This window comes from Bacillus sp. OxB-1 (assembly GCF_000829195.1).
GTDB lineage: Bacteria > Bacillota > Bacilli > Bacillales_A > Planococcaceae > Sporosarcina.
In genome coordinates this window covers 613,732-631,833 of the sequence record NZ_AP013294.1, presented here as the reverse complement: position 1 = coordinate 631,833, position 18,102 = coordinate 613,732, and the positions used below count along the sequence as shown (strand labels likewise).

At 47.8% G+C, this 18,102-nt stretch carries 19 protein-coding genes; 9 read left to right on the top strand and 10 right to left on the bottom strand.

The window, feature by feature from the left end:
* Nucleotides 1-39: 39 nt before the first annotated feature.
* The 5 genes from pstB to OXB_RS03295 form a co-directional block, all read right to left on the bottom strand.
* Nucleotides 40-858 carry a phosphate ABC transporter ATP-binding protein PstB gene (pstB, locus tag OXB_RS03315; RefSeq protein ID WP_041071879.1) on the bottom strand — a complete coding sequence of 273 codons (819 nt, stop codon included), beginning with the start codon at nt 856-858 and terminating at the stop codon, nt 40-42.
* Between the two features lie 13 nt (nt 859-871).
* Entirely contained in the window at nt 872-1,747 is an 876-nt protein-coding gene (gene pstA / locus OXB_RS03310) for a phosphate ABC transporter permease PstA (RefSeq protein ID WP_041071878.1), read from the bottom strand.
* Between the two features lies 1 nt (nt 1,748).
* A complete protein-coding gene (gene pstC / locus OXB_RS03305; RefSeq protein ID WP_052483850.1) occupies nt 1,749-2,687 on the bottom strand; it encodes a phosphate ABC transporter permease subunit PstC in 939 nt (312 codons plus the stop codon).
* 594 nt (nt 2,688-3,281) lie between these two features.
* On the bottom strand, nt 3,282-4,220 hold the full coding sequence (locus OXB_RS03300) for a PstS family phosphate ABC transporter substrate-binding protein (protein WP_041071877.1): 939 nt from the start codon (nt 4,218-4,220) through the stop codon (nt 3,282-3,284).
* Between the two features lie 132 nt (nt 4,221-4,352).
* Entirely contained in the window at nt 4,353-4,793 is a 441-nt protein-coding gene (locus OXB_RS03295) for a YtoQ family protein (protein WP_041071876.1), read from the bottom strand.
* Between the two features lie 225 nt (nt 4,794-5,018).
* Here OXB_RS03295 and OXB_RS03290 point away from each other — a divergent pair, with 225 nt between their 5' ends.
* Nucleotides 5,019-5,213: a YwbE family protein gene (locus tag OXB_RS03290; RefSeq protein ID WP_041071875.1), complete on the top strand. Its 195-nt coding sequence runs from the start codon at nt 5,019-5,021 to the stop codon at nt 5,211-5,213.
* 70 nt (nt 5,214-5,283) lie between these two features.
* Here OXB_RS03290 and OXB_RS03285 read toward each other — a convergent pair whose 3' ends face one another.
* Nucleotides 5,284-5,769 carry a hypothetical protein gene (locus tag OXB_RS03285; protein ID WP_041071874.1) on the bottom strand — a complete coding sequence of 162 codons (486 nt, stop codon included), beginning with the start codon at nt 5,767-5,769 and terminating at the stop codon, nt 5,284-5,286.
* A gap of 255 nt (nt 5,770-6,024) precedes the next feature.
* Here OXB_RS03285 and OXB_RS03280 point away from each other — a divergent pair, with 255 nt between their 5' ends.
* From OXB_RS03280 to OXB_RS03265, 4 genes are all read left to right on the top strand, one after another.
* Nucleotides 6,025-7,173 (top strand): PstS family phosphate ABC transporter substrate-binding protein, encoded by a 1,149-nt coding sequence (locus tag OXB_RS03280; RefSeq protein WP_041071872.1) that lies wholly within the window; start codon nt 6,025-6,027, stop codon nt 7,171-7,173.
* A gap of 160 nt (nt 7,174-7,333) precedes the next feature.
* Nucleotides 7,334-9,073, top strand: a complete 1,740-nt coding sequence (locus OXB_RS03275) for a sensor histidine kinase (protein ID WP_041071870.1) — start codon at nt 7,334-7,336, stop codon at nt 9,071-9,073.
* Nucleotides 9,070-9,801 (top strand): LytR/AlgR family response regulator transcription factor, encoded by a 732-nt coding sequence (locus tag OXB_RS03270; protein ID WP_041076229.1) that lies wholly within the window; start codon nt 9,070-9,072, stop codon nt 9,799-9,801. Before OXB_RS03275 ends, OXB_RS03270 begins: the two co-directional genes overlap by 4 nt.
* Before the next feature lie 141 nt (nt 9,802-9,942).
* Nucleotides 9,943-11,400, top strand: a complete 1,458-nt coding sequence (locus tag OXB_RS03265; protein WP_041071868.1) for a carbon starvation CstA family protein — start codon at nt 9,943-9,945, stop codon at nt 11,398-11,400.
* 296 nt (nt 11,401-11,696) lie between these two features.
* Here the strand turns inward: OXB_RS03265 and OXB_RS03260 are convergent, their stop codons facing one another.
* Nucleotides 11,697-12,020, bottom strand: a complete 324-nt coding sequence (locus tag OXB_RS03260) for a YbjQ family protein (protein WP_041071866.1) — start codon at nt 12,018-12,020, stop codon at nt 11,697-11,699.
* A gap of 148 nt (nt 12,021-12,168) precedes the next feature.
* Here OXB_RS03260 and OXB_RS03255 point away from each other — a divergent pair, with 148 nt between their 5' ends.
* The gene (locus OXB_RS03255) at nt 12,169-13,269 is read left to right on the top strand and encodes a serine hydrolase domain-containing protein (RefSeq protein ID WP_041071864.1); all 1,101 of its coding nucleotides are present in this window, start codon (nt 12,169-12,171) and stop codon (nt 13,267-13,269) included.
* A 15-nt stretch (nt 13,270-13,284) separates the two neighbouring features.
* Here the strand turns inward: OXB_RS03255 and OXB_RS03250 are convergent, their stop codons facing one another.
* From OXB_RS03250 to OXB_RS03240, 3 genes are all read right to left on the bottom strand, one after another.
* Entirely contained in the window at nt 13,285-13,719 is a 435-nt protein-coding gene (locus tag OXB_RS03250) for an SMI1/KNR4 family protein (RefSeq protein WP_041071862.1), read from the bottom strand.
* A gap of 68 nt (nt 13,720-13,787) precedes the next feature.
* Complete coding sequence (locus OXB_RS03245) at nt 13,788-14,177, bottom strand: hypothetical protein (RefSeq protein ID WP_041071860.1); 390 nt, start codon at nt 14,175-14,177, stop codon at nt 13,788-13,790.
* Nucleotides 14,174-14,380: a helix-turn-helix transcriptional regulator gene (locus OXB_RS03240; protein WP_041071858.1), complete on the bottom strand. Its 207-nt coding sequence runs from the start codon at nt 14,378-14,380 to the stop codon at nt 14,174-14,176. The genes OXB_RS03245 and OXB_RS03240 overlap by 4 nt, the downstream gene beginning before the upstream one ends.
* A gap of 166 nt (nt 14,381-14,546) precedes the next feature.
* On the opposite strand from OXB_RS03240, the gene OXB_RS03235 reads away from it, so the two are divergent.
* The 3 genes from OXB_RS03235 to OXB_RS03225 all read left to right on the top strand — a co-directional run bounded on the left by OXB_RS03235 (nt 14,547) and on the right by OXB_RS03225 (nt 18,102).
* Entirely contained in the window at nt 14,547-15,272 is a 726-nt protein-coding gene (locus OXB_RS03235; protein ID WP_041071856.1) for a MerR family transcriptional regulator, read from the top strand.
* Nucleotides 15,273-15,805: 533 nt separating this feature from the next.
* A complete protein-coding gene (locus tag OXB_RS03230; protein WP_041071854.1) occupies nt 15,806-17,095 on the top strand; it encodes an ABC transporter substrate-binding protein in 1,290 nt (429 codons plus the stop codon).
* A gap of 140 nt (nt 17,096-17,235) precedes the next feature.
* On the top strand, nt 17,236-18,102 hold the full coding sequence (locus OXB_RS03225; protein WP_041071852.1) for a branched-chain amino acid ABC transporter permease: 867 nt from the start codon (nt 17,236-17,238) through the stop codon (nt 18,100-18,102).

Below are 18,102 nucleotides of genomic sequence, written 5' to 3'. Positions count from 1 at the left end.
ATCCGCTTCTTGTGGGGCGGATAACTTTCTATGGTTGATTCAACCGAATCGGCCATTAATATAATCATCGGTCCGTTCATCGGTAGGTGTGCTGAAGAGGGTAGTGGTACGGTCGCATTCGACGATTTCCCCATTCAGGAAGAATGCGGTTCGGTCGGAGATGCGGGCCGCTTGCTGCATATTATGAGTCACGATGGCAACTGTGACATCGTTTTTAATTGAATTGATCAATTCTTCAACTTTATGGGTGGAGACAGGGTCTAGGGCCGATGTCGGTTCATCCATCAAGATCACTTCAGGGTCAATTGCGAGACAGCGGGCAATGCACAGCCGTTGCTGTTGGCCGCCGGAAAGACTGTATGCACTCTTATGGAGACGGTCCTTCACTTCGTCCCATAGAGCCGCTTTCCGTAAACTGTCTTCGACAATGGAATCCAGCACGGATTTGTTACGGATGCCATGGATTTTCGGACCGAACGCCACATTTTCATAGATCGACTTCGGAAAGGGATTCGGTTTTTGGAAGACCATTCCGACTTTCGAACGCAACTCTTCGACGGGCATCGCCTTGCCGAGAATATTATTGCCCATCAAAGTGATATTTCCAGATATCGTCACATCCGACGCGTTCTCGACCATCCGGTTCAACGTTTTCAAGTAAGTGGATTTTCCGCAGCCAGAAGGCCCAATAATGGCGGTCACTTCTTTTTCATTGATGGTTAAATCGATATTTTTCAACGCATGGGACGTGCCATACCAGACGTTCAGGCCGTTTGTTTCATAGACAGGCTTTTGCCAGTTGGTGTTTTTCACCACGCGAAGCTGTTTCTCTTCTTGTCGGTCTCTCAATAAAGTCATCGGGAGGTTCCTCCTATCGGTTTTGGAGCTTTTTTTCTGATCTGTTTCGAAAATAAATGGCAACTGCATTCATGGAGACGAGAATGACGAGCAACACGATGATGCCGGCAGAAGCGGCGTCGGCAAATTCAGGCTGCGGTCGCTTAGCCCAATCGTAAATTTGCATCGGCAAGGCAGTGAACGTGCTCAGTGGCCCGGTCGGTAGAAAGTGGACGATGACCGGAATGCCAAGGACGATGAGCGGCGCCGTTTCTCCGATAGCGCGCGAGAACGATAAGATGCTGCCTGTCAAAATCGAGCCGATGGCGGATGGCAGGACAACATGCACAATCGTCTGCCATTTCGTTGCCCCCATTCCGTATGACGCTTCCCGCAGGGCGTCCGGGACAGAGCGGATCGCTTCTTGCGATGCGACGATGATGATCGGCAAGATTAGCAGACTCATCGTCAATCCGGCGGCGAGTATGCTGTTGCTGAGCGAAAATGAGCGGACGAAAACCGTCAGTCCGAGCAATCCGAAGACGACGGACGGAACGCCGGCAAGGTTGCTGATGTTCATCTCGATAAAGGCAGTCCATCTGTTCTTCGGCGCATACTCTTCGAGATAAATGGCGGAACAGAGACCTATGAACAGAGAGACCGGAATGACGACCGCCATAAGGGCCAAAGTGCCGACGAGCGCCGCTTTGATACCGGCCTGCTCGGGGAAGCGGGATCCGAAATTCGAGAAGAACGAAAGGTTCAACCGCCCGACGCCATCTGCCGCGATTCCGTAAAAGAGGAAGGCGATGATGGCGAGCAAAAGGACAGCTGCTGCACTGAACAGCCACTTCACGGCAGAATCCTTCGCGAGCCGCCGGTTGGTCTTCGATGGAAGAACACGTACCATATCAATACTCCTCCCTGAATTTGGTCTTAATGAATAAAGCGATCCGGTTCATGGCGAACGTGAAAAGGAACAAGGTGAAGCCGACCGCATATATGGAATAGTAGATGGTTGTGCCATAGCCGGCGTCCCCCGTGGCCACTTGGACGATATAAGAAGTCATCGTCTGGATGGAACCGGTCAAGTCCAGATCGAATGCGGGCGTCGAGCCGGCGGCGAGCGAGACGATCATCGTTTCTCCAATGGCGCGGGAAGCTGCCAAAATGATAGAGGCGGCGATTCCCGAAATGGCGGCCGGAAAGACGACTTTGACGGCCGTCTCGAATTTAGTGGCCCCAAGCCCATACGCACCTTCACGGAAGGAAGCGGGCACCGCCGACAGCGCATCTTCCGACAGCGAAACGATCATCGGCAGGATCATAATGCCGACGACGATTCCGGCACTTAGCGCGTTAAACAGTTTCAAGGCGGGAATGAAAGACTGTAACCAAGGCGTGACAAATGTCAGGGCGAAGAAGCCGTAGACGATTGTCGGAATCCCTGCGAGCAATTCAATGATTGGTTTGATGAATTTCTTGACGGCGGGCGAGGCGTATTCACTTAGGAACAAGGCACAAGCCAAACCGGCCGGAACGCTGACGAGCAAGGCCACGCCAGCGATTTTCAGCGTGCCGACAACAAGTGGCAGGACACCGAATGCCGGTGCTGCATTGGAAAAGGGTGCCCATTCGGTGCCGAACAGGAAATCCACCACTTTCACTTGGCCGAAAAACGTGAGGGTCTCTTTCAATAAGGTAAACACAATGCCGAACGTCGCCAGGATCGTGACGCACGTGACCGCCAGCAAGAGATGCGGCACGAGTTTCCCGAACGTCTCCCTCTTTTTCGCCGCGGCAATGAGGTCACGGGTCCTGGTCTTCTCAACCGGTTGAATCGCAGTCAACACGAGCACTCCTTTAGGGTGATTTTTTAAAATGGCATGGCCATTGATGTTTCGAAGTTGGCGTTGAATGTTGGGTGGTTCTTTGAAAACGTTTCGAGGTTGTACTCGGACGTTGCCAGGTTCTTTTGAAATGTTTAGAACTAGTCTATAAACGTTGTGAGGTACCTGAAATGTTTCGAAGTTGGCTTCGGATGTTGTTAGGTTCTTTGAAAACGTTTCGAGGTTGTACTCGGACGTTGCCAGGTTCTTTTGAAATGTTTAGAACTAGTCTATAAACGTTGTGAGGTACCTGAAATGTTTCGAAGTTGGCTTCGGATGTTGTTAGGTTCTTTGAAAACGTTTCGAGGTAGGCCTCGGATGTTGCCAGGTACTTCAGAAACGTTTAGAACTAATCTATAAACGTTGTGAGGTACCTGAAACGTTTCGAAGTTGGCTTCGGATGTTGGGTGGTTCTTTGAAAACGTTTCGAGGTAGGCCTCGGACGTTGCTCGGTTCCTCTGAAATGTTTCATAGCCGATGCCAAACTTCAGTTAGAAGCCTCCCCCGAATAAAGAAAGCTGCTCGATGAAGCTGGAGCAGCCTGGGTGGGGCTGTTTATTTAACAGCGTCCAATGCGTCGCGTGTCTTTTTATATTCTTCTTCCGGCAGTTGGACGTAGCCGACCGCTTTGGCCATATCAGCTGAGTTGTCGATGACAAACTCCATGAAGTTACGTACTTCATCTTTATTTTTGACAGAGTCATTATTCACGTAGACGAAAAGCGGGCGGGAGAATGGTGTGTATTCACCGGATTCGATCGTTTCCGAGTTCGGTTCCACTCCGTCGATCAGGACAGCTTTCAATGTATCTTTGTTTGCTTCATAGTACGCGTAGCCGAAGAATCCGATTGCGTTGACATCGCCTTTGATTCCTGTCACGAGGACATTGTCATCTTCAGAAAGTGTGGCAGCTTTGACGAGGTCGCCATCTTCCAGGACGACTTCATTGAAATAGTCGTAGGTTCCAGAGTCTGTACCCGGTGCGTAGAAGACAATTTCTTCATCCGGCCAGCTCGGGTCAAGGTCTGACCACTTTTTGGTTGTGCCGTCTTCGACCCAGATGTTCTTCAGGTCTTCCACCGTCAAGGAGTCGATCCAGTTGTTCTCTTTATTCACAACGACGGTCAGGCCGTCATATGCGATTGGCAATTCCGAGTAATCGATTCCGGCTTCTTCCAACTTTTCTTTTTCCTCATCTTTGATGGGACGGGAGGCATTGGAGAAGTCCGTCTCTCCTGCGATGAATTTTTCAAATCCGCCGCCAGTTCCCGATACGCCGACTGAAACCAATACGTCTTTTTCCACTTGAGCGTATTCTTCCACGATTGCTTCCATGATCGGTGCGACTGTCGACGATCCGTCACCCGCGACTTTTCCGCTCAGTGCGTTCCCTTCTGACGTTTGGGCGGCTGTGTTTCCGTCCCCTCCGTTACAGGCAGCCAAAAATAGCGAGCAGGCTAGTCCGAGCGATGCAAGTACTGTCGTCTTCTTCATCTGTTGTAATCCCCCTCAACTCATTTTCATTACACTTCAAATCGTAAGGGACAAATATTGAGTGGATATGAATGAGATGTAAAGGTTGTGTAAATAAAAAACCTTGCTGATGCCTCAGCAAGGTCCAATCGTTCATTCGAAAATATAATGCAGTGCTTTAATAGCCTGGTCAACGTTTTCCAACGTGGCATGCGCTTTGCGGGAGATCTCTTTCAATGCGTGGTGATGGGCCTCTGGACGGATAAGGATCAAAGGCTTCCCGAGTGCGACGGCCGTGCTTGCGTCCATAGCTGTGTTCCATTGCTTGTACTTTTCACCGAAGAGCGCAATGACAAGATCGGCTTTTTTCATCAATAGCTCGGTCCGTAAATTATTGAAACTGGAGGCCGCTGCATCTTTGAAGATCGCATTCGGCTGCTTGCCCAGTATGTCCTCTCCGATGTTATCGGAACGGTCATGATCTTCCATCGGTCCGACAAAGTCGATCGGCAAATTCAAGGCGGCGCTCTTCTGTTTCACTTCTTCGCGCCACGACGAATGGATTTCCCCGGCCAAATATACAGTCAGTCTCATTTTTATCATTCCTCCATTGCTTGATACTCCAAGTATAGCATTCGTTATCAGAAAATTGCCCCATGCTGCATGGAGGGTATACAATTGAAGGAGGAAGGTTAAGGATTATGCTTGCTTTTTATATACGGTGTGCAAAGGAGGAAAGGTGTTTGTGCATCGCAAGCTCCATACCGGTACGGCCCATGTCGTGCAAAGCATTTTCAGGAAGAGAGAGGGGACCTTGTAATGGATGGACGGAATCGGGCGGATGTGAAGCCGGGTTTGAGAGTCGCGGTCATTTTGAAGAAGGACCAGCGTACCGGAGTGAAGACGGAAGGCGTTGTAAAAGATTTATTGACCAACTCCAGCTTCCACCCGCATGGCATTAAAGTGCGGTTGCAAGACGGACAGGTTGGGCGCGTCTGTGATATTTTGGGGTGATTCAGAATCAGGTCAATAGGGATGGAAGGAGAACAGGCTGCCCGGTTAGGAAAGCCTGTTTTCTTCATATTCAAACAATAGAACTGATAACAGCCCCGGCAAGCTTATTGGGAATTCTGCTGTTCCTGAACAACCAATTTATCAGTTGTGGATCAGTTTCAAATTCTTCTACTAGGACTTTGCCTTCAATGTAAAGAAGGGCAAATTCCGTATTGACGGCAATCTTGCGGTTATTGGCTGCGTTTTTGGTCCATAGCGTTTCATAACCGGATTGGTATTGCTCCAGATCGGCCCCGTATTCTTTTTCGTAATAGTCGAGATTGCCATTGTAATTCGGTCCGCTTATTTCTCTCAGCAAATCATAGAAATCGATGATGTTTTCGCTGAATACATCTTTTTTTATTTTTCCGCTTATTTCGTTCTCCTCCATGGTTATTTCGAACAGATCCAAATCGAGGCGCGGGCCTAGCACTTCATTCCATTCCTTCAAAGAAAGATTATCATGGGAATTGGCACTGAACTTGGTTATAATTCCGACACTGTAATAGGTACCCAATCTGCAAACCCCTTTCTCAAACTACTGAATCTACTATATCAAATACGAACGTACGTTTCAACTTTAAATTAAAAATTTTCAGAAGATATATTGTTGTCTCGTTTCACTCTATTGATAGGAACAGAGTTGGGGAATTTCAGGAGGTGTCCATTCCATCGATTGTTCACCACACCTGTTAGAATAGGAGCTACACAGAAGGGCTGTTTGGAACCCTGGTAAATCTGCCAGCGTCTTTCAACGAAAGGGGGAATCGATTTGGGGAAATTCGGGAGCGTTGTGTATGTTGTTGTAGTCATGGCATTTCTGTTGCCATTTGTTCTGATTGGCGGACTGTATATTTTCCTCATGGGAATGAAATCCCTGTTGCCGTTGATCGTAGTTTCCTATCTTATCGTCGGGACGTTGATGGTCATGAGTTTTTTCCCGGCGACCCGTCACAGAAAGCTCATAAACCGCATCATGCTAGCTGCGGTGGTACTGGCAACCGCTATTGCTGTACCGGGAATTTATCATAAAACCCGGCCGGTCATCCAAGACGGATATGTTTCTACATACGATTATGCGCCTTTTCAAGAAGGTACAAAAGCAGTCTCACTCGATCAACCAGCGACACTGAAACTGGCAGAAAACCTTCCAATCTTGGACGGGGCGACTGCCTTGTATCCGATCTACTCCGCTTTCGCGCAGGCAGTCTACCCTGAAAAGGAGTATGACCAATACAGCAGCGAGGTGATGTCGAACCGGACCGGGGAAGCTTATGACAATCTACTCAATGGTCGAGCGGACATCATCTTTGTACTCGGCCCTTCCGAGGCGCAGTTGGCAAAAGCCGAGCGGATGGGCAAAGAGTTGAAGCTAACGCCGATCGGACGGGAGGCGTTCGTCTTTTTCGTCAATGCGAGAAATCCGGTGCAAGGTTTGACGACGGATGAATTGAAAGGGATTTATTCCGGGAAAATCACGAACTGGAAAGAAGTCGGCGGGAAGAAGAGGGCAATCCGCGCGTTTCAACGGCCGGATGATAGCGGAAGCCAGACTGCCCTGCAACATTTCATGGGGGATGTCGCGCTCATGGAGCCGCCGGTGGAAGACATCGCGTCGTTGATGGGCACAATCATCGATCAGGTATCCGATTACAAAAACTACAATAATGCCATCGGGTTTACGTTCCGCTATTATTCCACGCAAATGGTGAAAAACAATGCTATCCGATTGCTGCAAGTGGACGGCGTGGAACCGACCGTTGAATCGATCCGATCGAGAGAGTATCCGTTGACCAATGAATTCTACGCTGTGACGGCAGGAAGTGATAATCCCCATATCGAATCCTTCCTGGAGTGGATCGTATCGGCACAAGGACAGGAAATCGTAGAAAAGACTGGATATGTGCCGATTTCCGAATAGATTCTCCGACATCTTAATATGAATCAACCTGGGAGCGCCTCAACAAAACCTGTTGGGGGCTTTTTAAATATCTATGATCAAGAAAGATAGATGAAGTAAACAGTGAACATGGAGTATACTTTATCCACGTCTAGTTTCGGACAGGAGAGGGGGAATCGCCATGCTGGATCTGCTGGTTATCATGTTGGAGCGCGTCGGTATGATTGTTGCGGTGGCGTTCATCTTAACGCGTTTGGACTTTTTCAAGAATATGGTGCACCAGGATAAGCTGAACCGGAAGCAGGAAATGACCGCCATCCTCTTCTTCGGTTTCTTCGGCATTATCGGCACGTATTTTGGAGTCGCCTTCAACACGGAGACGCTGCATTTCAATAGTGTGGCCATGGAACTGGCGGTGGACGAGGCGATTGCCAATTCACGTGTCATCGGGGTTGTCGTCGCCGGTTTGTTGGGCGGCTATAAGCTTGGAGTGGGCGCGGGGCTGATTGCCGGATTGCACCGGATGTCGCTCGGCGGATTCACGGCCATTTCCTGCGGATTATCGACTATCCTCTCCGGCTACATCGCCAGTGCTTTTTATAAAAAAGGAAAGCATGTGAAGCCGTTGACCGCTTTCGGAATCGGGGCGATGGCGGAAGCGTTCCAGATGGGGGTGATTCTTCTCTTATCCAAACCTTTTGAGAAAGCTCTCGTCTTAGTGGACACGATCGGCATCCCGATGATTTTGGCGAACGGCATTGGGACGGCCATCTTCCTGCTCATCGTCTACAATGTCATCAGTGATCAGGAAAAGGCGACCGCTTTGCAAGCACAAAAGACATTACGCATCGCCGATCAAACCCTCGGTCATTTGCGTCAAGGGATGAGCAACACGACAGCACAAGCAGTTTGTACTATTTTATACCGCGAGCTGCAGCCGAGCGCAGTTGCGATGACGAATACAACGGAAATCCTCGCGCATGTCGGGGAAGCCAGTGACCATCATCAAGCAAATAGCTCCATCCAAACCCATATTACAAAAGAAGTTCTCCAAAAAGGGCAGCTTGTCGTTGTGGATGAAGGCGCCATCCATTGCATCCAACATGACTGTCCGCTAGGCGCGGCAGTGATTGCGCCGCTCGAACAAGGCGGTGAGACGATCGGCACCTTGAAATTATATTATCCATCAGAAAAGGCGATCACCAATGTGACTGTCGAGCTCATTTCAGGGCTCAGTTCACTGCTGAGCAATCAACTTGAAATAGCCGAAGCGAACCGGCTGCATCAATTGGCTAAAGATGCGGAGATCAAAACGCTTCAAGCCCAGATCAGCCCTCACTTTTTATTCAACTCGATGAATATCATCGTGTCGTTAATTCGGACCGATCCGGACCAAGCCCGTAAACTGTTGACGTCGCTATCTTATTTCTTGAGGCAGAATTTGGAGGGGACGACCGCGGAAAAAGTGACATTGGAACAGGAGCTTCTGCATGTCGAGGCCTACCTTAAGATTGAAGAGGCCCGCTTTGTCGATAAATTGACCATCCACTACGATATAGACCAGCGGATTTTGGATGAAATGATTCCGCCGCTGACACTCCAGCCGATTGTCGAAAATGCCATCAAGCATGGCATTAAAAACATGGAGAAAAACAGTGTTGTGAATATTAAGATGCGGCCTCGGGGCGACGTCATTGAAATCGCCGTGCAAGACAATGGGCAAGGCATTCCGCCGGAGCGATTAGCCGATTTGGGATCCAATTTAATCGCTTCCGCTACGGGAACCGGGATGGGCTTGTTTAACGTCAACCGCCGTCTTGTCATGACATTCGGCGAGCAGGCGGCCCTGCAAATCCAGAGCGATGTTGGCAAATGTACGACCGTATGCTTTATCATTCCGAAAAAGGAGGTGGCCGGCTGATGCGTGTAATTCGAACGTTGGTCGTCGATGATGAACGCTATGCACGGGAGGAATTGACCTTTTTACTCGGCCGGTTCCCTGCCATCCAAGTGGTGGGGGAGGCGGAGACGGGGGAAGCGGCCATTATGAAGACGTTGCAGCTGCAACCGGATGTCGTGTTCTTGGATGTGGAAATGCCGAAGATGGGAGGCATGGAAGTTGCGAAATCACTTCAGGAAATAAAAAAAGTGCCGCTCATCGTATTTGCAACCGCCTATCCGCAATTCGCGGCTGAAGCTTTCCGCATCAATGCAGTGGATTATTTATTGAAACCGTATGATGAAGACCAGTTGCAACAGACGATCAGTAGGATTGAAAAATGGTTGGCCCCGCAATCGTCGGGTTACGCGGCCAGCGAACTCGGGAAACTGGCGGTGGAGATGGATGGGGAAATCGACTATATTCTTATCCAGGACATTTACTATATGTACCGGGAAGAGAAGGTGACGAAAATCATTACAGAGCGGCGGGACTATGACGTGCGGATTTCATTGAAAGACTTGGAAAGTCGGCTCGCTTCATATCCCTTTTTCCGGATCCACAAAAGCTACTTGGTCAACTTGAACTATGTCAGCCGATTGACGCCCTGGTTCAATGGGGCCTATCAACTGGAATTGGAAGGGCGCCCGGAAAAGCTGTCTGTCAGCCGGAATTATGTGAAGGATTTGCGCCAGCGATTGGAAATATAAGGCCCTTGCATGTCAGTCCCCCATTTTTGCATAATAGTCTATCATTTCTACATGTTGCGACGAAAAGGGTCTTTTCGTCGCTTTTCTCCCTTACAATAAACGAAAGATTGAAAGCGTTATCATAAAGAGGGGGGAGCAATTATGTATACATTTCTTTTCGGTATCGTCTTGCTGGTCGTCGGCTATTTTACGTACGGCAAATTCATAGAGAAGATGTTCGGCGTGAAAGAGGAACGTGCCACGCCGGCTTATACGAGCGGCGATGGTGTGGACTATGTGCCGATGAGCACGACGAAAAACTCATTGATCCAGTTGTTGAACATCGCGGGGGTCGGCCCCATCTTCGGTCCGATCATGGGGGCGCTCTATGGCCCGGTCGCGTTCATCTGGATCGTGGTCGGCGCGATCTTTGCCGGGGCGGTGCATGATTATTTGACAGGCATGATTTCCATCCGCAACCGCGGTGCTCATTTGCCGGAGCTTGCAGGGAAATTCCTAGGGAAATTCATGAAGCACGTCGTCAACGCATTTGCGATTCTTTTATTGGTATTGGTCGGAACGGTTTTCGTTTCAGCACCAGCCGGCTTGCTCTATAACTTGATGAATGGCTGGGCGGCGATGGGCATCATTATAGCTGCCATCTTCATTTACTATATTCTCGCAACCTTGCTGCCGATCGATAAGATCATCGGTCGGTTCTACCCGATTTTCGGTGCATTGCTTATCATCAGTGCGCTCGGAGTCGGCGGCGGTATGATTTTGACAGGAGCCGATATTCCGGAATTGACGCTAGCGAACTTGCATCCTGATAAACTGCCGATCTTCCCGCTATTATTCTTGACGATCTCATGTGGGGCACTGTCCGGTTTCCATGCAACGCAATCACCGATCATTTCAAGGACAACGCAAAAAGAAGGCCAAGGCCGGAAGATTTTCTACGGCATGATGATTGCGGAAGCGATCATTGCGATGATCTGGGCGGCAGCAGGCATGAGCCTCTTCGACGGCCCAGTCGGGTTGAATGAACTACTTGCAGCAGGCGGTCCGGCGATGATCGTCAGCGAAGCTTCCACGATGATGTTAGGAGCCGTCGGCGGAACATTGGCAATTCTCGGGGTCATCATCTTGCCGATCACTTCAGGCGATACGGCATTCCGCAGTGCGCGGATGATCATTGCCGACTACTTCAAAGCGTCCCAAGTGAAGTTGGTCAGCCGTCTTTGGATTGCACTTCCGATGTTCGTCATCTCAATCATTTTGACAAGAATCGATTTTGATATCCTATGGCGCTACTTCTCCTGGGCGAACCAATCGACCGCGGTCATTGCACTATTCGTAGGGGCCATGTATCTCTTCATTGCCGGGAAGAATTACTGGGTCGCGCTCATCCCGGGCACTTTCATGCTCATGGCGACGACCACGTACATCTTGAATGCGAAAATCGGATTCGGCTTGCCGATGAACGTGGCGTATATCGGCGCAACCGTCATCTCTATCGCACTGGTGGCCATCTTCTTCATCGCCGCCAACAAAGCGCGGGCCGAGCAGATCCCGCTTGAAGAAGACGTGTCGCATTGGAAAGGTGCTACTACGAGTTAAATCAATACGAAAAGGAGCTGTCCAAAAAGTCCAGGCACAGAGTTGGATACTAGCAAAAAGCAAGGGTGCCGGGAGACTCCTGCGGGAAAGCCGGCCGACGAGACCCCGCACGGCTGTAAGCCGGAGGAGGCTCGTCGGCTGGCCCGCGGAAAGCGACCAGAGCCCTTGCTTTTTGCGTGTTTAACCGGAAAATCCACTTTCTGGACAGCCCCTTTTTGAATTGGGCAGGATATTCTTCAAGTTCGCAAGTATATCCGTCAGTTTCGGTGTTTTATTCCCAAATCAAGATCTCCGTCTCATTCTCCATCCCGATATGTCACCGCAGTGCCTGTTGCGATGCACATCATCATGCCTTCCCGGACCGTTTCAAAATCCAGATCAACTGCGATGACCCCATTCGCACCCAAAGCTTTCGCTCGTTGGGCCATTTCGTCCATAGCAATTTTCCGGCCTTCCGCCAGCTTATCTTCATAAGCAGCACTTCTTCCGCCAACGATATCGGTCACCGATGCGAAGATGTCCCGGACAATGTTAGCACCCATGATTGCCTCTCCCGACACGATGCCATGATACGTCTCAACAGTCTTTCCTTGCAGCACGTTAGTAGTGGTTAATAGCATACCAATTCCTCCTTTTGCTTATATACGATTTGAGTAAAAGGAAAGTTCCAAGAATAAAAAATTATTTGTCAGGGAGGTGAATGGCTTTCTATCAGAGAAATATAATGAAGAGAAATGGGGGGGCAACGATCAAACAGGAGATGAGTAGATGACAAGAGAACAGGTGGAAGCTTCCATCGAACATTTTTTCAAGAAAAGAGTGAAAAAGGACCCGAAAATCCACAATTCCGCTTTGCTCGTCCATTCGGAAAAACTGGATATCGACGTACAAGTATCGGAAGGCGAAAACACCCATCACCCCCGGCAACCATATTACATTGCGAGCGTCAGCAAGCTAGTCACGGCTGTGTTGGTCGGCATGTTGGAGGAGCGGAGCTTGCTGTCCTTCGAAGACCCGATTTCCAAGTATATCGATGCCGATTTGATGAAGGACCTCCATGTGTATAAGAGGGTCGATTATTCCGAGGATATCCGGGTGAAGCATTTATTGAACCATACGTCCGGTCTGCATGATTTCGTGGAAGAGCAGCCTAAACAAGGAAAGTCAATCATCGATATGCTACTGGAGGAGCCTACCCACAAGTGGACACCACGGGAAGTAATCGAATGGGCCAAACAGCATTTTGTACCCCATTTTCCGCCTGGTGAAGGGTTTCATTACTCCGACACAGGCTACCATCTTCTTGGGTTAATCGTGGAAAAGGCAACCGGAATGTCCCTCGGGAAAAATTTGCAGACGATGATTTTCCAGCCGCTCGGCATGACCCAAACCTACCTCGTTTTCTCGGATGCTGTCGTGGAAACGGAACTTCCGGTGGCTCGATTGTATATGCGGAATGAAGATATCACCGATCATACGAGTTTGAGTCTCTTATATGCAGGAGGCGGCATCGTTTCCACTACGCAAGATCTGCTTCTCTTCATGAAAGCGCTGGTCCATCATCAGTTGGTGAATGAAAAGACGCTGGCCAAGATGAAAAGCGACTGGTCGAAGTTCTTTGTCGGTATCGACTATGGGTATGGGGTTATGAATTTCAAAACAGTTCCCATCTTGATGCCCGCGAAATACAATGTCTGGGGCAATGCCGGATCGACAGGGTCATTCCTGTTTTATCATCCCCAATTGGATGCGTACGTGATCGGCAGCTTCAATCATTTCCGTCACGATAAAAAAGGGATCCGCTTCATGCTCCAGGTGATCGATAAATTAGTAAAAGGCGAAAAGAAGCTGACGAGACCGGCATCTTGAGGGGGATGCTGGCCTCTAGATGGAAATCCTGTCATTCGCCCATCCTTCAATAAAATCCTGTAACGAGGAAGCGACCCAAGTCCGGCTATCCGACTCATGGTCCCAGACGAAAATATCGTCTCTTTGAATTTGTCCATTCAATATTGGGTATCCAAACAAATCGCCGGCACCCGAATCTGAGAAAAAGAGGAGATGGTCAAAAGGCATATAAATATCTTTGTAATCCTCAGAATTCCGGAAGAACAGGTTATCTTTTACGATTTGATCGACAGACCAGATAAGAGGACAGTTGAATTCATCAAATACGCCGTTGGTTTCATTGAATAACGTCCGTAAATCCTGAGGTAAGTCGACGCGAAGTTCCTTTTGAATGCGCTGTATGTCGGCGAGATGAGCAGGTTCTTTGAAGTGATACCCTTTGGTGACGGATTGAATATAGCTTTTCCACATTAGGCAATCTGTCCTTTCTTATAATTTTTCTTTGAGGATGGAGAGCCCCACGATTTTTGAAGAGCGCCTCATTGATATTTCCTTGCCATGAGAAATTCCACAAAGGGCAATGTGCACATGGCAAGTCCCAGAATGATCAGAAGAAAAATATTCGATGACCCGTTGACAAAATGATCTGCGGCCACGGCAATCAGAATGAAGACGAGTAAGACGAAATAACTGATTTTCGCGCTTTTCTCGGTAATTCGCTGCCCCAATTCTTCCTCCTGCAGAATCCCATCCTTGTCCTCTTTCGTCCCCCACGTAATTGCTGAAAAGTACATCATTAGTAAAACACCGATTGTCATGATTTCATTGTACCCAACTTCTTTTCCCGCAAAGAGTTTATAGATAGTGAAGATGATGACAACCAGCGTGGCTGTCCCGATAATAAGGCCACCAAGTCGTTTTGTGCTCATTTTTTTCCCTTCCCTTCATCCAAAAATAATTCATCTACCCGAACACCCAAAGTACGCGCCAAATCAAATGCCAACTGCAAACTTGGGTCGTATTTGTCATTCTCGATCGCATTGATCGTTTGCCGGCTAACCTCACATAAATCCGCCAACTTCCCTTGCGACAATCCTTGGCGCTCCCGATATTCCTTGATCAAATTTTTCACGGATCATCCCCCTTAGGTGTCAAAACTATTTTACAGCCTTAGTGTAATGAAATGTGGGAAGGTTGTCAAATATGTTTTACAGGTAGTGAGGTTATATATTTGCCGATCCCTATTGACCCTCACCTAACGTGATATTTTATAGTAAAGACGGAAGGGGGGCAGAGGGATGAAAGTGAAAGAAGTCGCAGAGCTGACGGGGGTGAGTGTGCGGACGCTGCATCATTACGATGAGATTGGATTGCTCAAGCCGGATGATGTGACTGAAGCGGGGTATCGGCTGTATTCGGATTCGAATTTGGCGACACTACAGCAAATCCTGTTTTTCCGGGAACTCGGCTTCCCGTTGAAAAAAATCAAAGAGCTGCTCGGCAGTCCGACTTTCGACCGGAAGGAAGCGTTCGAGTTGCAGCTCGATATGCTGATTGCCAAGCGCAAGCAACTGGACATCATGATTGAAACGATTGAAAAGACCATCCAACACGAGAAGGGGGAAAGAACAATGACGAATGAAGAAAAATTTAAAGGGTTTGACTTCAGTCATAATCCATACGAACAAGAGGCGAGGGAACGCTGGGGAGACCAAGCGGTTGATGAATCGACTAAAAAAGTCGCCCAGTTTGGAAAAGAGCTGGAGGCAGAGATGAACCGTATCTATATCAAACTGGCAGACCTCCGTCACCTCAAGCCCGAATCCAGCGAGGCGCAGGAAGCAATCGGCGAATGGTATACATTCCTCAACAAAATTGGCTCCTATTCCTTGGAAGCGTTCAAAGGGTTAGGGGAAATGTATGTGGCTGATGAGCGATTCACTAGGAATATTGATCAGTTCGGGGAGGGATTGGCGGAGTGGATGCGGGATGCGATGGGGGTGCATGGGGAGCGAAATCAATAACGATACTTTCAAGCGGGGGAATGAATTGTTCCTCTGTTTTTTTGTTTTAGTATGATGACTCATTCATTATGTAATATTTGTAAATTGTAATTTGGTAATAAAACACTCCTTTTTTTAATTAAATGCAGAAAATAATTGATATCCTATTCAATTACCGAATAATTCGTTTGAAATAACTGTTGACAATATTCAAATATTAAACTACTATACATTTAAAGTGATGGTTAGTTCATTGTTAAAAATGCTAATAAACATTGATAAATATGGATTCATTTATTTTTGTTTTGGAGTTTCTGGACAAATAGTGAATCACATTCATTAATAGTATTTTGGTTTGCTGAATTATATTTATGAACAAAAATGTAAGCGTTTCCTGATATTGAGTATAGAAAGTTGTGGAAGGTCGGTTTTAATTTAATGAATGTAACGTCAATATTCTAAAATGGAGGTGGTGGTTCTTGTGTAAAAATGGAATTGCGAGGCCGAAAGGACAAAGTTTTTAACCAAAATAAATCTTAGGGAGGAAATGCAAAATGGATAAGCGAGGATATAGGAAAAAATGGCGGAAGATTGGTATCAAAGGCTTCTTATGTTTAATGATCATTATGTTATTGGCCGCGTGTAACGGTGAGCCGGAGGGAACTTCAAGCAGTGCGGATGCTTCGGAAGGAAAGGGCGATTTACCGCAAGGGGTAACGGATAGTGAAATTCTTGTTGGTTTTGTAGGTCCGCAAACCGGGGCTACTGCCATTTATGACTCGAGCCGGAAAGCGGTTGAATCCTATTTCAATTACATCAATGAAAACGGGGGAGTCAATGGACGGACGTTGAAGTTGGTTGCCTATGACAATCAAGGGGAACCAGCGAAAACCGTTCAAATGGTAAAAAGACTTGTGGAGCAGGATAAAGTGTTTGCAATGGTTGGAAACGTAGGATCCAGTGCCAACTTAGCGGTTTTGGATTATTACAAGCAGACAGGCATTCCTGTCATTATGCCAGGGACAGGAAATAAACAATTGATGGATCCGCCGATTCCAAACGTATTGGGTGGCAGTGTCATCAATTACTCCATTGAAGCGAAACTTCTTTTGGATTATGCGGTCAATCAAGCGGATGCCAAAACGATTGCCATCGCCTATCAGAATGATGATCTAGGAAAAGAAGGATATGAAGCGATCAAAGAAGCAATCGGTAATTATGCGGATGTAGAAATTGTAGAAGAAGTGAATTTCTTGCAAACGGATGTAGAGTTCAGTTCGCAAGCTCAAAAGATTCAAAATGCAAAACCGGATGCTGTCATTGTATTGAGTACACCGAATCCGGCAGCTAACTTTAAAAAGGCTCTTTATCGGATCGGGGCAAATGATATTACGTATATTGTTGCGTCTGTAGGCGGTAATGACTCGAATCTCTTTGAACTTGCGGGAGAAGATGTTTGGAATGGAACGATTTCAGCTGCTACGATTCCGATTCCGGGTGGAGGAGATGAAAGCGACAGTTTGAAGTTGTTTGTTGAACGATTCGGGTCCGATCATCCGAAAGAGCCGTTGGTTGGTGTAAGTCAATCGGGCTGGGGAAGTGCGGAAGTGTTCGTTGAGGGCTTGAAACGGGCCGAGGATAACTTAGACTGGCCAAGCTTTTTGGAAACCTTCTATACATTTGACAACTGGAAAGATTCCATTTACGCAGGTGTTTCATTTTCCGAGGAAAATCACTATGGCGTCACATCGTTGTATTTGACTGAAGCGAAAGACGGAAAAATCGAATCTACTTCTGTCATTATGACAGTCGATCCGAAAACGGGTGAAGTTACTTCGGATTAAAAGAGAAAAGAAGAAAAGGCGTCGAGTCTCTTCTTCTTTTTCTACAAGTTGGGTAAGTTGATTTGGTATATATCGGTTGAGTGAGGACGTCATGATGTAAAGATGTAATTGAATTTGAACGCGAAAAGGTGGGACGCAAAATGCAAATTATTATCAGTGGATTGATCTTCGGCTGTGTGTATGGTCTGGCAGGATTAGGGATGGTGCTCATTTATAAAACGACCGGCGTAGTGAATTTTGCGCAAGGGGAGATGGCGATGATCACGACATTTGTCAGTTTCCTGTTTCTATCCAGCCTGAATTTGCCGTATCTGGTCTCCTTTTTCCTTGCACTCGCCTTTGCCGCGATACTCGGTATTGTCATTTATCAAGTGTTCATGAAGCGGATTCAGAACCAATCCCATATTTTCCAGATGGTGATGACGCTGGGGTTGTTTCTCATTCTGAACGGGGTTGCCGGATTAATCTGGGGGCATCATCCGACGAGTTATCCGGAAGCTGTGCAAGGGGCTCCTTTTCAGATTGGCTCGGTTTTTGTAACGCCAAATGAGTTATTTGTTGTTGGATTGACTGCTGTTTTGATGTTGCTGTTCTACTTTTTCTTCAAATATAGCAAAGTGGGGTTGGCGATGCGGGCCTCATCACAGGATATTACAGCAGCCGAACTGATGGGGGTGAAAGTGTCAACGGTCTTTCTGTCCATTTGGGCAATCGGAGCTATCCTTGGTGGAGTGGCCGGTATGATGACCGCGCCTATCACTTTCCTGAATATCAATATGATGTTCACAGTTTTGGTGATGGCTTTTGCAGCCGCGGTACTTGGCGGGTTTGTCAGTTTGCCTGGCGCATTAATTGGAGGATTGATTGTCGGAGTTTTTGAGAATCTGGTCAGCTACTATGGCGCTCCAGAAATGAAAATGGTGTATACCTTCCTGTTGATTGTGGCAGTGCTTTACATTCGTCCACAAGGCCTATTCGGCGGAGAAAAAATGGTGAAGAAGGTGTGA

Bases quoted from the DNA above. Each gene is read 5' to 3' on its own strand.
- OXB_RS03265 (WP_041071868.1), top strand. From the start codon at position 9,943: ATGTATACATTTCTTTTCGGTATCGTCTTGCTGGTCGTCGGCTATTTT.
- OXB_RS03290 (WP_041071875.1), top strand. From the start codon at position 5,019: ATGGATGGACGGAATCGGGCGGATGTGAAGCCGGGTTTGAGAGTCGCG.
- OXB_RS03250 (WP_041071862.1), bottom strand. From the start codon at position 13,719: ATGTGGAAAAGCTATATTCAATCCGTCACCAAAGGGTATCACTTCAAA.
- OXB_RS03225 (WP_041071852.1), top strand. From the start codon at position 17,236: ATGCAAATTATTATCAGTGGATTGATCTTCGGCTGTGTGTATGGTCTG.
- OXB_RS03230 (WP_041071854.1), top strand. From the start codon at position 15,806: ATGGATAAGCGAGGATATAGGAAAAAATGGCGGAAGATTGGTATCAAA.
- pstA (WP_041071878.1), bottom strand. From the start codon at position 1,747: ATGGTACGTGTTCTTCCATCGAAGACCAACCGGCGGCTCGCGAAGGAT.
- OXB_RS03235 (WP_041071856.1), top strand. From the start codon at position 14,547: ATGAAAGTGAAAGAAGTCGCAGAGCTGACGGGGGTGAGTGTGCGGACG.
- OXB_RS03255 (WP_041071864.1), top strand. From the start codon at position 12,169: ATGACAAGAGAACAGGTGGAAGCTTCCATCGAACATTTTTTCAAGAAA.
- OXB_RS03245 (WP_041071860.1), bottom strand. From the start codon at position 14,177: ATGAGCACAAAACGACTTGGTGGCCTTATTATCGGGACAGCCACGCTG.
- OXB_RS03300 (WP_041071877.1), bottom strand. From the start codon at position 4,220: ATGAAGAAGACGACAGTACTTGCATCGCTCGGACTAGCCTGCTCGCTA.
- pstB (WP_041071879.1), bottom strand. From the start codon at position 858: ATGACTTTATTGAGAGACCGACAAGAAGAGAAACAGCTTCGCGTGGTG.
- OXB_RS03275 (WP_041071870.1), top strand. From the start codon at position 7,334: ATGCTGGATCTGCTGGTTATCATGTTGGAGCGCGTCGGTATGATTGTT.
- OXB_RS03295 (WP_041071876.1), bottom strand. From the start codon at position 4,793: ATGAGACTGACTGTATATTTGGCCGGGGAAATCCATTCGTCGTGGCGC.
- OXB_RS03260 (WP_041071866.1), bottom strand. From the start codon at position 12,020: ATGCTATTAACCACTACTAACGTGCTGCAAGGAAAGACTGTTGAGACG.